Consider the following 13,690-nt stretch of genomic DNA (forward strand, 5'->3'; position numbering starts at 1 on the left):
CCCGGAATTTTACAAAACACCATCAACAAAACTGCCTACCTTCGGGTTGCTATTATAACCAAATACCAATAAATCTAATTCTTGATACTATGAAAAGAGTTGCGCTGGCTGCCATGATTTTGCTGATTTCGGGTTTTTCTTATGCCCAAAAATCGGCCAAATCAAAACCTTTAACTTCCTATGTTAATCCATTGCTAGGTACCGCCACATTGTGGGACCCGAAGGATCTGGGTTTCGTGCCTACACATCGCAGCTGGGGTGCCGAAGTGTTTCCGGGTTCGTCGGTACCTAATGCTATGGTGCAATTAACGCCGGTGAGCCAGTTTCATAGCGGTTCGGGTTATCAGTATGAAGATACCGTGATTTACGGCTTTGCGCATACCAGTAAAGGTCACTGGAATTTATGTTATATCCCACTAATGCCGGCATCTGGCAGTAACTTTACTGCCGACGATTATAAATCGGCCTTTAGCCATAAAAATGAAACCGCGCATCCGGGCTATTACCAGGTTTACCTGCCGCGTTACGGTGTTAATGCCGAAATGACCTCAACCTTGCGTTGCGCTTTCCATAAATACACCTACAAACCGGGCGCCAATAAAAAACTGATCGCTGATCTGGCCATGTCAAACGAACGCGTGCACGATTGGAAGATCAATAAAGAAAGCGACAATATCATCAGCGGATACCAGGCAGCAGGCGAAAAAATGTATTTCTATGCAGTCGCCAATCATAAAATAATTTCGATAGATACTTTGACATCGGCAACCAATCCAATGGGCAGACCGGCTGGTGCTCGCCAAAAAAACTTATCGCCTCCGGGGCCTAAAAAAACACCGGTGCTCAGTTTTGCTAATGGCGGATCTGATGTATTGGAACTGAAGATCGGCTTCTCATTCGTTAGCGTCGCCAATGCCAAAGCCAATCTGGAGAAAGAAATGCTGAACAAAACCTTTGCACAGGTAAGATCAGAAGCTAACCAAACCTGGGAGAACTTGTTGTCGAAAATTACTGTTACAGGCGGTACAGCTAAACAGAAAGGATTATTCTATTCTACCTTTTACCGTTCCTTTTTATGGCCCGCGCTACGCAGCGATATCAATGGCGATTTTACCGATGCCAACGGAAATGTAGTAAACAAAGGCTTTAACTATTATACCCTGCCATCAATCTGGGATGATTACCGCAATAAAGACGAATTACTGGGCTTGCTATCGCCAAAGGTGATGAACGATGTAATTAAAACCATGATCGACATGGGAAACGCCAAAGGCTTTATGCCGACTTTCTTTCATGGCGACCATGCCTCGGCTATCATCACTGGTGCTTACACGCGTGGGCTGCGCGATTATGACGCAAAAAATGCTTATCAGCTGATGCTAAAAAATGCGACGGTAGAAGGCACCCGCAAATATGTGGATGAATATAACACGAAAGGCTACATAGCAGAGGATGAAGTTGAACACCCCGTGGTAAACACCGTGCGTAAAGCGGCAGTTACCAAGACCCTGGAATATGCCTATGATGATTATGCGACTGCCCAATTAGGAAAAGCCCTTGGCGACAACGCTAATTACGAAATGCTGATGAAGCGCACCAAGAACTACAAAAACGTTTTCAACCCGGCGACCGGTTTTATGGAAGGCCGTTTGGCAGATGGTAGCTGGGTCAGGAATTTCGACCCTAACTATGTGTATTATGAGTATATGTACCGTGAATCAAATGCGTGGGAGTCGACATTCTTTGCGCCACAGGACCCTAATGGATTAATCTCGCTTTTCGGTAGCAAGGCTGCTGCCGAGAAAAAGCTGGACGCCATGTATGCCACCCCTTATGATGGTCACGAAGCCGATAATATGTCGGGCTTTATTGGTAACTATTGCCAGGGTAATCAGCCAGATCATAGCACCACTTATTACTATTACTTTACAGGCAATCAACCCAAAGCGCAGCTATATCTGGATAGCATCATGAACCATTATTATGATATGGGCAAAGATCACCTGGCGTATGCGGGTATGGACGACGCAGGCGAGATGTCTGCTTGGTTTGTGTTTAATGCGATGGGTTTTTACACCTTCTCGCCGGCCGATCCGAGTTATATTGTTACCGTACCGCTGTTTGATAAGGTTACGTTGAAATTAAACGATAAAACAACCACCATTATTAAGAAGGGTCATGGTCGTAAAATTACCGACATCAGTTGGACAGGCAAAAAAGTTAAGGGCTATTTTATCAGTGATGCAGATTTGAAAAAGGGACAAACGTTAACTATATCTACGCAATAAGATATCGGTAACGATTGCGTAGATTTTTAGGCCACGTTGCAGTGCTTTTATAGTGTCAAAGTATTAATATCGCTTTGCATAAACGCAATGCGTAAACCATTATAGCTTAAATATGAAAACATTGTATAAAAACCTGGCGGCGGCTTTTTTGCTGTTTGGTTCTCTGTCTGCATCGGCAGATAACGGCCCTGTTTATAACGTTAAAAAATATGGCGCCAAAGGCGATGGCCAGCATTTGGACACCAAAGCCATTGATAAAGCTATCGATGAAGCCGCAGCAGCCGGTGGCGGTACCGTTTATTTCCCTGCCGGGGAATACCTGTCGGTGACTATCCACTTAAAAAGTAACGTAGGTTTATATATCGACCAGGGCGCCACTATAGAGGCCGCTACACCGGGTGACGATGTTAAATACGATCTGCCTGAAAAAGGAGAGAATGAGGTTTACCAGGATTATGGCCACTGCCATTTCCATAACAGTTTAATTGTAGGCGAGAATCTGCATGATATCTCTATCATGGGCCCGGGCCGGATCTGGGGCAAAGGTTTAGTTAATAATGATAATAAGAAACCACAAGAGGGCCTGGGTAACAAAACTATCAGTCTGAAACTTTGCCGCAACGTTATATTTAAAGATTTTACCATTGCACACGGCGGCTGGTTTTGCTTCCTGCTAACTGCAGTCGACAATATGACTATCGACGGCATAAAAATGGATACCAACCGCGACGGCATCGATTTGATCTCCAGTAAAAACGTACATATCTCTAACTGTACCGTTAATTCGCCCAATGATGATGGTATTGTATTGAAATGTGATTTCTCGCTAAACTACCCACGCGTTTTAGAGAATGTAACCATTACTAACTGCGGCGTGTCAGGCTATAAAGAAGGCACTTTGCTGGATGGTACTTTTGTAAAGGACGGCAGATCGCCAACTGGTCGTATCAAACTAGGTACAGAATCTAACGGTGGTTACAAAAACATCACCATTTCTAATTGTACTTTCGATTACTGCCGTGGCCTATGTTTAGAGACTGTTGATGGAGCCGATTTATCAGATATCACCATTACCAACCTTACTATGCGCGACATTAAGAACGCGCCGATATTTGTTCGCCTGGGCGCAAGGCAACGTGGGCCAGAAGGTTTTCAGTTTAGCCAACTGCATCGTGTTATTATTAGCAATGTGGTAGCTTACAATGTCGAGGCAAAACAGGGTGCTATTATCAGCGGTATCCCCGGCCATGATATTGAGGATCTGACTTTGAGCAACATTCGCATCTATTTTAAAGGAGGTGGTACCAAAGAGCAAATCGACACCAAAGTGCCCGATCTGATTAAAAGCTACCCGGAGCCCGATCAATTTGGCACCACGCCTGCCTACGGCTTCTTTATCCGCAACGTAAAAGATTTAAAAATGAGCGATGTTGAAGTAAGTTATGAGAAAGAAGAAGCACGCCCGGCTTTTGCTTTAGATAACGTAACAGGTGCCGATTTTGAGCATGTGCGCGCAAAAAAAGCTGATGGCGGTTCAACCTTCATGCTCAATACGGTGAAAAATTTTAAGGTATTTAATAGTGACGGGGTAGCTGATGTTAAGTTGGCAGATGTGGAGAAGAAAATGTTGTAGCCCCTCCTAAATCCTCCCCGGTAGGGAGGACTTCAAAGCCTTGCATATAAGTCTCCCCTACCGGGGGAGATTTAGAGGGGGCTGTTGTAAATGTAATTCCGTATCCAATACCCTTGTTTCAAACTCGGTGATAGGATACTTGCTTTCGATAAGTTTGAGTAACATCTCCACAGCAATCTGTCCCATCTCAAATGATTTTTGCTTAACGTAGGACAGGGAAGGGTACAGCAGATCTACCACATCAGAATTGGCAAAGCCTGCTATAGCAATTTCTTTAGGATCAAAATTTAAATTCTTCAACGCCCTCACACAGGATATACTGATGCGGTCGCTGCTTACAAATATGGCGTCGGGTTTATCAGCAGCATTCAGCAAATCTTTCACCGCGTCTTCAACTTCCTGGTAATCGTTACCGCCTTTATTACAGTTACGAATCAATTCAGGTTTAAAGTGGATATGGTTATCGGCCAAAGCCTTCATATAGCCCGCCAGCCGCTCATTGGTAATAGACAGATGGGGAGCATTAGCTAGTAAAGCGATCTTTTTCTTTCCAGCTTTGATCAACGACTCTACAGCATTGTAGGCGCCCTTGAAATTATCAGAAGTTACTTTAAAGGTATCTATCTCGTCAATAATACGGTCAAAGAACACAATCGGCAAGCCGTCATCGTGTAAAGACTTCAGGAAACTAAAATCAGAGGTCTCTGCCGACATGGAGATCAATAAACCATCAACCGAACGTTGCGCCAGGTGATTAACGTTTATTCGCTCGCGCTCGGCCGAGTCATGGGTCTGCGTAATTATAGTGTGATAACCCCGCTCATAGGCAATAGACTCAATACCCGCTATCGCCTGCGAGAAAAAACTGTTAGCCAATTTAGGCACTACAATGCCTATAGAATAGCTTCGCCTATTTTTTAAGCTTAATGCTATAGGGTTTGACCGGTAGTTTACTTTCTCTGCATAAGCCACCACTAGCTTCTTGGTTTCCTCGCTTATTTCATAGCCATCGCGCAGCGCTCTTGACACCGTCGAAGGCGACAGGTGCAACGCTAAGGCAATATCTTTTATGGTGGCGGGCTTATACATTTTTAATTAGCGAAATACAATAATACGGCTAATTAAAGGGAGTGCCATAAAAAAGTGAAATCGGTAACGTTTGCATTGAATTTTAGTTATCAATTGGCAGGATATACGGCGTTATTGGCTTAAACATGCCAAAATTGTGTAATATTTTAATGATAAAATACCATTTTTAATAGCTGAATGTGCTTTCTTTGTTATAACCAATTAAAAACCAACCATACTTAATTATGTCAAAAAATAAATACCTGTTCCCATTAATTTTGGTGACCTCGTTATTTTTTCTCTGGGCGTTTTTGCACAACATTAACGCTATTTTAATTCCGCACCTAAAAACAGTTTGTCAGTTAAGCGATACGCAATCATCATTTGTTGACTCGGCAGTATATCTGGGCTATTTTTTAATAGCTATACCTGCTGGCTTATTTGTGCATAAATACAGCTATAAAAAGGGTATTATTTTAGGACTTTCGCTTTTCGGAACCGGAGCGCTATTATTTATTCCGGCAGCAAACGCGCAAAGTTATACCTTCTTTTTAGTAGCGTTATTTATTATAGCCAGCGGAGCTACGTTCTTAGAAACCATAGCTAACCCTTATGTTTCTGTTTTGGGAGATAAAAAAACGTCGGCACAGCGACTAAACTTTGCGCAATCATTTAATGGCCTGGGCGCATGCGTGGCTCCAATCATAGGCGGGCATGTTATCCTTACAGGCGTTGAGCACACACCGGACGAGCTTAAACATATGTCTGCCGCACAAGTAGCGGCTTATTTGCATTCAGAAGCAAGTACCGTAAAATTACCTTACCTGGTAATTGGTATCGCCGTTTTAATTTTGTTGCTGCTTTTTATATTTACAAACCTGCCTAATGTTGAAGAAGACGATAGCGCGATTGAAAGTCATGCTCCGGGATCAGATTTCTCCATATCGGTATTAAAGCACAAACACTTGTCATGGGCGGTAGTAGCTCAATTTTTCTATGTAGGTGCGCAGGTTGGTGTAGCCAGCTTTTTTATTCGCTACGCAAAATTTGTTGCCGGCGTAGGCGAAAAAGATGCTGCATTTTTTTGGGGCATGATAGCCATGGGGGGCTTTATGGTGGGCCGCTTTGCGGGCACCTTCTTCATGAAATTTATAGACCCGGCAAAATTACTGAGTATCTACGCGGCCATCAGCATATTGTTATTGGCCATAGGTTTAACAACACACGGTACGGTGGCATTATACGCAGTAATGGCGGTGCCGTTCTTTATGTCAATTATGTTCCCTACTATATTTGCTTTGGGCATAAAAGGCTTGGGCGAAGAAACTAAAATCGCTTCGTCATTCCTGGTAATGTCTATTATAGGCGGTGGCGTAGCTCCATTGTTTATGGGTTTGATATCAGACAAAACAAGCAGCATACAAATGGCCTACATTGTACCGTTGATCTGCTTCGCGATTGTATTATATTATGGTGTTAAAGGCCATAAAGTTGTAAAAGCATAATATGGCCAGATATTGTTTAGTATGCGATTTGAAAGACGACGCACAGCTAATTGCCGAGTACGAGAAATATCACGAGTCGATTTGGCCTGAGATTCACGATAGTATCACAAGCTCGGGCATAACCGGGTTGGAGATCTATCGCGTTTTTAATCGCCTGGTCATGATCATGGAAACCGACGCTACGTTCAGCTTTGACAAAAAAGGAGCAATGGACGCCTCAAACCCAAAAGTGCAGGAGTGGGAAGAACTGATGTGGAAATATCAACAGGGGCTGCCTAATGCAAAGCCCGGCGAGAAATGGGTGTTAATGAATAAAATTTTTGATCTATAGAAATACAAATGTTTAGTTTAAAAGAAAAGTCAGCAGTAATTACGGGTGGCGGCAGCGGCATTGGGCGGGCCATTTCGGTTCTGTTTGCCAAAGCAGGCGCAACCGTACATATCATGGAGTTAAACGCCGACGCAGCGGCAGATACCGTTAAGGAAATCACCGGGGCAGGCGGCAAAGCCACAGCCTATAGCTGTAATGTGAGCGACCAGCAGCAGGTGTTGGATATCTATAATAAAATAGGAGAGATAGACATCCTGGTAAATAATGCAGGTATAGCCCATGTGGGAGAGGTAACAACTACCAGCGAGGCAGATTTCGAGAAGATCTTCAACGTGAATGTAAAAGGCGTTTATAACTCATTGTTTGCAGCTATTCCGTTGATGAAAAGCAAAGGCAAGGGCGTTATTCTGAATATGGCCTCGATAGCGGCCACCGTGGGTATTACCAGCCGTTTTGCATACTCTATGAGTAAGGGTGCGGTATATTCCATGACGCTGTCTGTAGCACGCGATTACCTAAATGATAATATTCGCTGCAACAGCATATCGCCGGCAAGGGTGCATACCCCGTTTGTCGATGGTTTCATCGCCAAAAACTATCCGGGTAAAGAGGAGGAAATATTCGACAAACTATCAAAAAGCCAGCCGATAGGCCGCATGGGCAAACCAGAAGAGGTAGCTTCATTGGCACTATACCTATGCAGCGACGAAGCCGGTTTTGTTACCGGTTGCGATTATTTGCTGGATGGCGGATTTGTGAAGTTGAATAATTAGCAGCCATTTCAGCGAGCAGGGCGGCGGGACTCACCCGATCTGCGCTTCGCTGGATCACCCTCTCTTCGCCTTTGGCGTAAAGAGGGTAACTGAAAAAATGGAATAGAATAAATACCAATAATACAACCCTCTTTCCACCGAAGGTGAAGAGAGGGCCGACGAGTGAAACGACGTCGGGGTGAGTCCCCGGTGTGCATTAACAAACTATACTATGAAACTAATAAGATACGGCGCTGCCGGTAAAGAGAAAACCGGCGTAATTATTAACGATACCAAATACGATACCTCTGCTTTCGGCGAGGACTATAACGAGCAGTTTTTTGCGAACGACGGCTTAAACAGATTGAAAAAATTCCTGGCCGAAAACGAAAGTAAACTACCTGAAGTTGCCGATGGCGAACGCCTGGGCAGTCCGGTTGCAAGGCCGTCAAAGATTCTTTGCATCGGCCTGAATTATGCCGACCACGCCCGCGAAACCAATGCACAGGTACCTGCCGAGCCGGTATTGTTCATGAAATCGACCACTGCGTTGGTTGGTCCGAATGATGACGTGGTTATCCCGCGCGATTCGGTAAAGACCGATTGGGAAGTGGAACTGGCTGTGGTGATAGGTAAAAAAGCAAGTTATGTGGAAGAGTCGGAAGCGTTAGATTACGTGGCCGGCTATGCTTTGCACAATGATGTTTCTGAACGCGAGTTCCAAATTGAGCGCGGCGGTACCTGGGATAAAGGTAAAGGTTGCGACACTTTCGCGCCGGTTGGCCCCTTTGTGGCTACACCAGATGAGCTGGGCGATATTGATAACCTGCGCCTTTGGTTAAAGGTAAATGGCCAGACCATGCAGGATGGCAATACCTCCAACTTTATCTTCAATGTGCCATTTGTGATTGCCTATGTGAGCAAGTTTATGACTTTGTTGCCGGGCGATATTATCTCAACCGGTACGCCTGCAGGCGTAGGCCTGGGCTTTAAGCCACCGATTTACTTGAAAGCGGGCGACGTGATGGAACTGGGTATTGATGGCTTGGGCGAATCGAGACAAGTAGTGAAGGCTTATGCAAAGAATTGATTCGCATCAACATTTTTGGAATTACGACCCGGTAGCGCATGCCTGGATCAGCGATGATATGGAGATCATCCGGCAGGATTTTTTGCCGCATGATCTGGAGCCGATATTGCAGGAATATGGTTTTAATGGTTGCGTTTCTGTACAAGTCGACCAGTCTGAAACCGAGAACCATTTCATGCTGGAGCAAGCCATTAATAATGACTTTATAAAAGGCATGGTTGGTTGGGTAGATTTCAAAGCCGAAAATGTTGAAGATCGATTAAGTTATTATAAGCAATTTGATAAAATGAAGGGCTTCAGGCATATCTTACAAGGAGAAGCCGATCGTGCTTATATGTTGAATGCCGATTTTAAACGCGGCATCGGCAAACTAAAGCAGTTTGGCTATACCTATGATATTTTGATCTATACAGATCAGCTGGGGTTTGCCAATGAATTTGCGGCAGCGTTTCCGGATCAGCCCTTTGTGATCGACCATCTGGCGAAGCCGAAAATAAAGGAGCATGAAATTGAGCAATGGGCCAAAGACATCAAGGCCATCGCTCATAATCAAAACGTAAGCTGTAAACTATCGGGTATGGTTACAGAAGCCGACTGGAAAGCCTGGAAACCCGAAGACTTTACACCTTATATGGATGTAGTTTTTGAAGCTTTTGGTGCAGGCAGGGTAATGTATGGCTCCGACTGGCCGGTATGTCGCGTTGCGGCTACTTATGGTGAGATGTTGTCGATACCGGAGGTATATGCGGCTAAACTTTCCACTGATGAACAGGCAAAGTTTTGGGGTGGGAATGCGGTGGAGTTTTATGGGTTATAACTAATTATTCTGTCATTTCGACCAACGGGAGAAATCTTGAACACCACGCATGTAGTCAATGTGCAAAGCGTATAAGATTTCTCGCTATCGCTCGAAATGACAACCGTTATTTTAAAAGAGAAGAACAATTATAAAATCAAAATATGGATCTGCAGTTAAAAAATAAAGTGGTAATAGTAACCGGCGGTGCAAAAGGCATTGGCGAAGGTATTGTGAACGTGCTGGCCGACGAAGGTGCTATACCAGTTATAATAGGCCGTAAAGAAGAAGATAATTTAAAAGTGGTTGACAGCCTGAAGGCACGCGGCGTGGAAAGCTTCCAGGTAGTGGCAGAACTAACCGACCCGGCAGACTGTGAAAAAGCAGTGAACGCCGTGATAGCCAAGTTTGGCCGAATTGAAGGTTTGATCAATAATGCAGGCGTGAATGATGGCGTAGGCTTAGAGCACGGTAACTATGACGATTTTGTGCGCAGTCTGCACCGTAACGTTACGCATTATTATCTGATGGCAAAATTCGCGTTACCTGAATTGAAGAAATCAAAAGGAAACATCGTCAACATCGGCTCTAAAGTGGCAGAGACAGGCCAGGGTAATACCTCTGCCTATGCTGCTGCAAATGGCGGGCGTAATGCACTTACGCGTGAATGGGCAGTTGAATTATTACCATATGGCATCCGTGTAAACGCAGTTATTGTGGCCGAGTGCTGGACGCCACTTTATGAGGCTTTTATTGCTACTATGGAAGACCCTGAAGCCAAATTAAAAGATATCGTCAAAAATATTCCACTTGGTCATCGAATGACAACTGCTGAAGAGATAGCCAATATGGTAGTTTTCTTATTGTCGGAAGTGTCAAGCCATACTACCGGCCAACTGATACATGTTGATGGCGGTTATACGCATTTGGATAGGGTGATTGAATAGCCCATATTGTCATTCTGAGCGACAGCGAAGAATCTTATACGCCTTGCTAGTCGCTATAATAAGATCCTTCGCTGTCGCTCAGGATGACAAAAAATAAATTATATCCTATGATCAGATCAACCATTATTTGCTTCCTGATATTCATCGCAGCAATAACAACCAACGCCCAAAACAAAATAATCAACCCCGGCGCCATTTGGCCTGACGATAGAGGTAACCACGTGCAAGCGCATGGCGGCGGCATTATCAAAATCAAGGATACTTATTACTGGTATGGCGAGGAACGCGCGCAAGGGCTTGATCCTAAATTCCGGTATGTGAGCTGTTATTCGTCAAAAGATCTGACCAACTGGAAGTTTAAAGGCGATGTAGTAAAAATGTCTGATCCCGAGAATTTAGGCGACGGTTGGATCTTAGAGCGCCCCAAAGTTTATTATAATAAGTCTACCAGAAAATATGTGATGTACTTTCACCTGGATACGCGTAACTATCAATACGCGCGGGTGGGTATAGCCGTGAGCGATAAGCCCGATGGTAACTATACGTTCGTTAAAAGCTTCCGTCCGTTGGATCATCAGAGCCGCGATATCGGCCAGTTTATTGATGATGACGGGACTGCCTATTTAATCTTTGAAGATAGGGCGCTGGGCTTTCATATTGTAAAACTGGCCGACGACTACATGAGCGTAGCCAAAGAAATGAGCCTGGTGCACATGCCTTTAGAGGGCGGTGCAGTTGTGCATTATAATGGTTTATATTATGCTATAGGTTCATCTTTAACAGGTTGGGACCCTAATCCAAACAAATACGCTACCGCCACATCGCTGGAAGGCCCCTGGAGCGAGTTTAAAGATATCGCCCCGCCCGAAACTAAAACCTACCACTCACAATCAACCATGATGTTGAAGGTTGTGGGCACCAAAACCACCACCGTAATTTTTATGGCAGACCAATGGAAACCAAACGCCCAATGGGATTCAAGATATTTATGGATGCCTTTAGAAATTGGCGACGGCAAACTTTGGTTAAATGAACCCAAGCCCTGGAGCATTGATGTGAAGACGGGGGAGCATAAGTTTGTAGCGGATACTAATAAATAGAAAAGCGCGGGCTGTCATGCTGAGGCACTCGAAGCATGAGGGCAGAGGCCTGTCATGCGGAAATCCCAACGCTCACCCTTCGAGTGCCTCAGGGTGACACCCAATTTTGATTTGATAATAACCATATCAATCATAGCTTTGTATCAACCAATTAACAAGCCTATGTACAGATTTGCCGTTCTATGCTTTTTCTTATTGATCTTTTTATACTACCCGGCAAATGCCCAGGCTAAGCATAATTCATCAACGGTCGATGTATGCGTCTACGGCGGTACTTCGGCCGGAGTAATAGCAGCTTATACAGCCGCTAAACTGGGAAAGAGCGTAGTTTTGATCGAGCCGGGAAGTCGGTTGGGCGGTTTGTCAAGCGGCGGTTTAGGTTTTACCGATATTGGCAATAAATATGTAGTAACCGGCTTGGCGCGAGATTTTTATCGCCGCGTGGGGCAGCACTACGGCAAGTTTGAACAATGGACCTTTGAGCCAAAAGTTGCCGAAGCCATCTTCCTCGGTTATGTAAAGCGGGGCAATTTTAAGGTGATATATGAAACCCGCTTGCGCAAAGTCAATAAAGCAGGTAGCCATATTACCAATATCGAACTGGAAAATTCCGTCAGTCCATCCGCTCCAACCAAAACTATTAAAGCCAAACAATACATAGATTGCAGTTACGAGGGTGATCTGATGGCTAAAGCGGGTGTAAGGTATACCACCGGCCGCGAAGCCAATTCGGTTTATAATGAAACTGTGGATGGGGTGCAATTGAAGGATCAGCATCAATTCCCAAATGGTATCGATCCCTATAAAATTCCGGGTAAGCCTGAGAGCGGATTGCTTTGGGGTATCAGCAATGAAAGTTTGGCCCCTATGGGTAGCGGCGATAAAAAGATCCAGGCGTATAATTTCAGAATTTGTCTGACTAATGATCCTGCCAACAAAATCGAGATAGCCCGCCCGGCTACTTACGATTCGACACACTACGAGCTGCTGTTAAGATATCTGCAAGCCAAACCCGCCAAAGATTGGAGCGCTTTTCTGAAACCGGATCTGATGCCTAATCATAAAACAGACATCAACAATAACGGTCCGTTTAGTACCGATATGATCGGTATGAATTATGCCTATCCCGACGGCGATTACGCTACCCGTGCAGCCATTATTAAAGCGCATGAGGATTACACTAAAGGGTTTCTGTATTTTATTGGACATGATCCACGCATGCCGGCTAACCTGCGCGCACAGATGTTAAAATGGGGTTACCCTAAAGATGAATATTTAAACTCTAATCATTTTACCCCGCAACTTTATGTCCGCGAGGCGAGACGAATGTTAGGCGCTTATGTGATGACCGAAGCCAACTGCCTGCGCAAAGAAGTAGTCGACGATAAAATAGGCATGGGTGCCTACAACATGGATTCGCATAATGCTGAGCGATTGGTAGTAAACGGCATGGTCAAGAACGAGGGTGATGTACAGCTGCGCGGCATTAATCCGTATCCTATAGCATATCGGTCTATCACCCCAAAAAATAGCGAGTGCGGTAACTTATTGGTGCCGGTTTGTTTATCGGCCAGCCATATGGCCTATGGGTCTATTCGCATGGAACCTGTATTTATGGTGCTGGCTCAATCTGCTGCTGTGGCGGCCTGCCAGGCTATTGATAAAAATGTCGATGTTCAAAAAATAGATATCAAACAACTACAATCAACCCTTGTTGATAATCCATTAGTTGATGGCAGTACGCCGGAGATTTTGGTGGATGATGCCGATGAGGAAAATATAATAAAGATAGGCCAGTGGAAGCGGGAAACCAATGGTGGTTACGGCCCTTCTTACCTGATTGATACTGCAAAAAACACCGCTGCCGAAATCAAGTTCATCCCCCAAATAAAAAAGAGCGGCAATTACCACATTTATATATACTGCCCAAAATTGTCGCATACGGCAAGCATTACTCAGGTGCAGATATTTGACGGGCAGAACATCGCCGCAAAAACAATTAATAAAAGCGATGTTCAGGTGGTGGGGCAAACCTCAGGAGAATGGGTATCAATGGGCGCGCAGCAGTTTGCCACTGGTAAAAATGCCTATGTGTCTATATCCAATAAAAATGCGGATGGGGCCGTAATAGCTGATGCTGTATTGCTGGTGCCGGAAAACTAGCGTTAATGCTCTAAACT

Annotated in this window: 11 protein-coding genes; 10 read left to right on the forward strand and 1 reads right to left on the reverse strand. The window is 44.6% G+C overall.

Going from position 1 to position 13,690, the window contains the following annotated elements; all coding sequences use genetic code 11:
* Positions 1-89 precede the first annotated feature (89 nt).
* Entirely contained in the window at positions 90-2,288 is a 2,199-nt protein-coding gene (locus HB679_RS09650; protein WP_214071753.1) for a GH92 family glycosyl hydrolase, read from the forward strand.
* 112 nt (positions 2,289-2,400) lie between these two features.
* Entirely contained in the window at positions 2,401-3,921 is a 1,521-nt protein-coding gene (locus tag HB679_RS09655) for a glycoside hydrolase family 28 protein (protein WP_214071754.1), read from the forward strand.
* Positions 3,922-3,978: 57 nt separating this feature from the next.
* Here the strand turns inward: HB679_RS09655 and HB679_RS09660 are convergent, their stop codons facing one another.
* On the reverse strand, positions 3,979-5,010 hold the full coding sequence (locus HB679_RS09660) for a LacI family DNA-binding transcriptional regulator (RefSeq protein ID WP_214071755.1): 1,032 nt from the start codon (positions 5,008-5,010) through the stop codon (positions 3,979-3,981).
* A gap of 224 nt (positions 5,011-5,234) precedes the next feature.
* On the opposite strand from HB679_RS09660, the gene fucP reads away from it, so the two are divergent.
* The 8 genes from fucP (at position 5,235) to HB679_RS09700 (ending at position 13,673) form a co-directional block, all read left to right on the forward strand.
* Entirely contained in the window at positions 5,235-6,494 is a 1,260-nt protein-coding gene (fucP, locus tag HB679_RS09665) for an L-fucose:H+ symporter permease (RefSeq protein ID WP_214071756.1), read from the forward strand.
* Between the two features lies 1 nt (position 6,495).
* Entirely contained in the window at positions 6,496-6,825 is a 330-nt protein-coding gene (locus HB679_RS09670) for an L-rhamnose mutarotase (RefSeq protein WP_214071757.1), read from the forward strand.
* An 8-nt stretch (positions 6,826-6,833) separates the two neighbouring features.
* Positions 6,834-7,598 carry a glucose 1-dehydrogenase gene (locus HB679_RS09675; protein WP_214071758.1) on the forward strand — a complete coding sequence of 255 codons (765 nt, stop codon included), beginning with the start codon at positions 6,834-6,836 and terminating at the stop codon, positions 7,596-7,598.
* A gap of 211 nt (positions 7,599-7,809) precedes the next feature.
* Positions 7,810-8,667 carry a fumarylacetoacetate hydrolase family protein gene (locus HB679_RS09680; protein WP_214071759.1) on the forward strand — a complete coding sequence of 286 codons (858 nt, stop codon included), beginning with the start codon at positions 7,810-7,812 and terminating at the stop codon, positions 8,665-8,667.
* Positions 8,654-9,484 carry an amidohydrolase family protein gene (locus HB679_RS09685; protein ID WP_214071760.1) on the forward strand — a complete coding sequence of 277 codons (831 nt, stop codon included), beginning with the start codon at positions 8,654-8,656 and terminating at the stop codon, positions 9,482-9,484. Before HB679_RS09680 ends, HB679_RS09685 begins: the two co-directional genes overlap by 14 nt.
* A gap of 143 nt (positions 9,485-9,627) precedes the next feature.
* Positions 9,628-10,410: an SDR family oxidoreductase gene (locus tag HB679_RS09690; protein ID WP_214071761.1), complete on the forward strand. Its 783-nt coding sequence runs from the start codon at positions 9,628-9,630 to the stop codon at positions 10,408-10,410.
* Between the two features lie 107 nt (positions 10,411-10,517).
* Positions 10,518-11,510 carry a family 43 glycosylhydrolase gene (locus tag HB679_RS09695; protein ID WP_214071762.1) on the forward strand — a complete coding sequence of 331 codons (993 nt, stop codon included), beginning with the start codon at positions 10,518-10,520 and terminating at the stop codon, positions 11,508-11,510.
* A gap of 162 nt (positions 11,511-11,672) precedes the next feature.
* The gene (locus tag HB679_RS09700; protein ID WP_214071763.1) at positions 11,673-13,673 is read left to right on the forward strand and encodes an FAD-dependent oxidoreductase; all 2,001 of its coding nucleotides are present in this window, start codon (positions 11,673-11,675) and stop codon (positions 13,671-13,673) included.
* Positions 13,674-13,690 lie beyond the last annotated feature (17 nt).

The organism is Mucilaginibacter sp. dw_454 (assembly GCF_018449775.1).
GTDB lineage: Bacteria > Bacteroidota > Bacteroidia > Sphingobacteriales > Sphingobacteriaceae > Mucilaginibacter.

Excerpts from the sequence above, each read along its gene's own strand:
- HB679_RS09690 (WP_214071761.1), top strand. The coding sequence starts at position 9,628 with ATGGATCTGCAGTTAAAAAATAAAGTGGTAATAGTAACCGGCGGTGCA.
- HB679_RS09655 (WP_214071754.1), top strand. The coding sequence starts at position 2,401 with ATGAAAACATTGTATAAAAACCTGGCGGCGGCTTTTTTGCTGTTTGGT.
- fucP (WP_214071756.1), top strand. The coding sequence starts at position 5,235 with ATGTCAAAAAATAAATACCTGTTCCCATTAATTTTGGTGACCTCGTTA.
- HB679_RS09680 (WP_214071759.1), top strand. The coding sequence starts at position 7,810 with ATGAAACTAATAAGATACGGCGCTGCCGGTAAAGAGAAAACCGGCGTA.
- HB679_RS09650 (WP_214071753.1), top strand. The coding sequence starts at position 90 with ATGAAAAGAGTTGCGCTGGCTGCCATGATTTTGCTGATTTCGGGTTTT.
- HB679_RS09670 (WP_214071757.1), top strand. The coding sequence starts at position 6,496 with ATGGCCAGATATTGTTTAGTATGCGATTTGAAAGACGACGCACAGCTA.
- HB679_RS09660 (WP_214071755.1), bottom strand. The coding sequence starts at position 5,010 with ATGTATAAGCCCGCCACCATAAAAGATATTGCCTTAGCGTTGCACCTG.
- HB679_RS09700 (WP_214071763.1), top strand. The coding sequence starts at position 11,673 with ATGTACAGATTTGCCGTTCTATGCTTTTTCTTATTGATCTTTTTATAC.
- HB679_RS09695 (WP_214071762.1), top strand. The coding sequence starts at position 10,518 with ATGATCAGATCAACCATTATTTGCTTCCTGATATTCATCGCAGCAATA.
- HB679_RS09675 (WP_214071758.1), top strand. The coding sequence starts at position 6,834 with ATGTTTAGTTTAAAAGAAAAGTCAGCAGTAATTACGGGTGGCGGCAGC.
- HB679_RS09685 (WP_214071760.1), top strand. The coding sequence starts at position 8,654 with ATGCAAAGAATTGATTCGCATCAACATTTTTGGAATTACGACCCGGTA.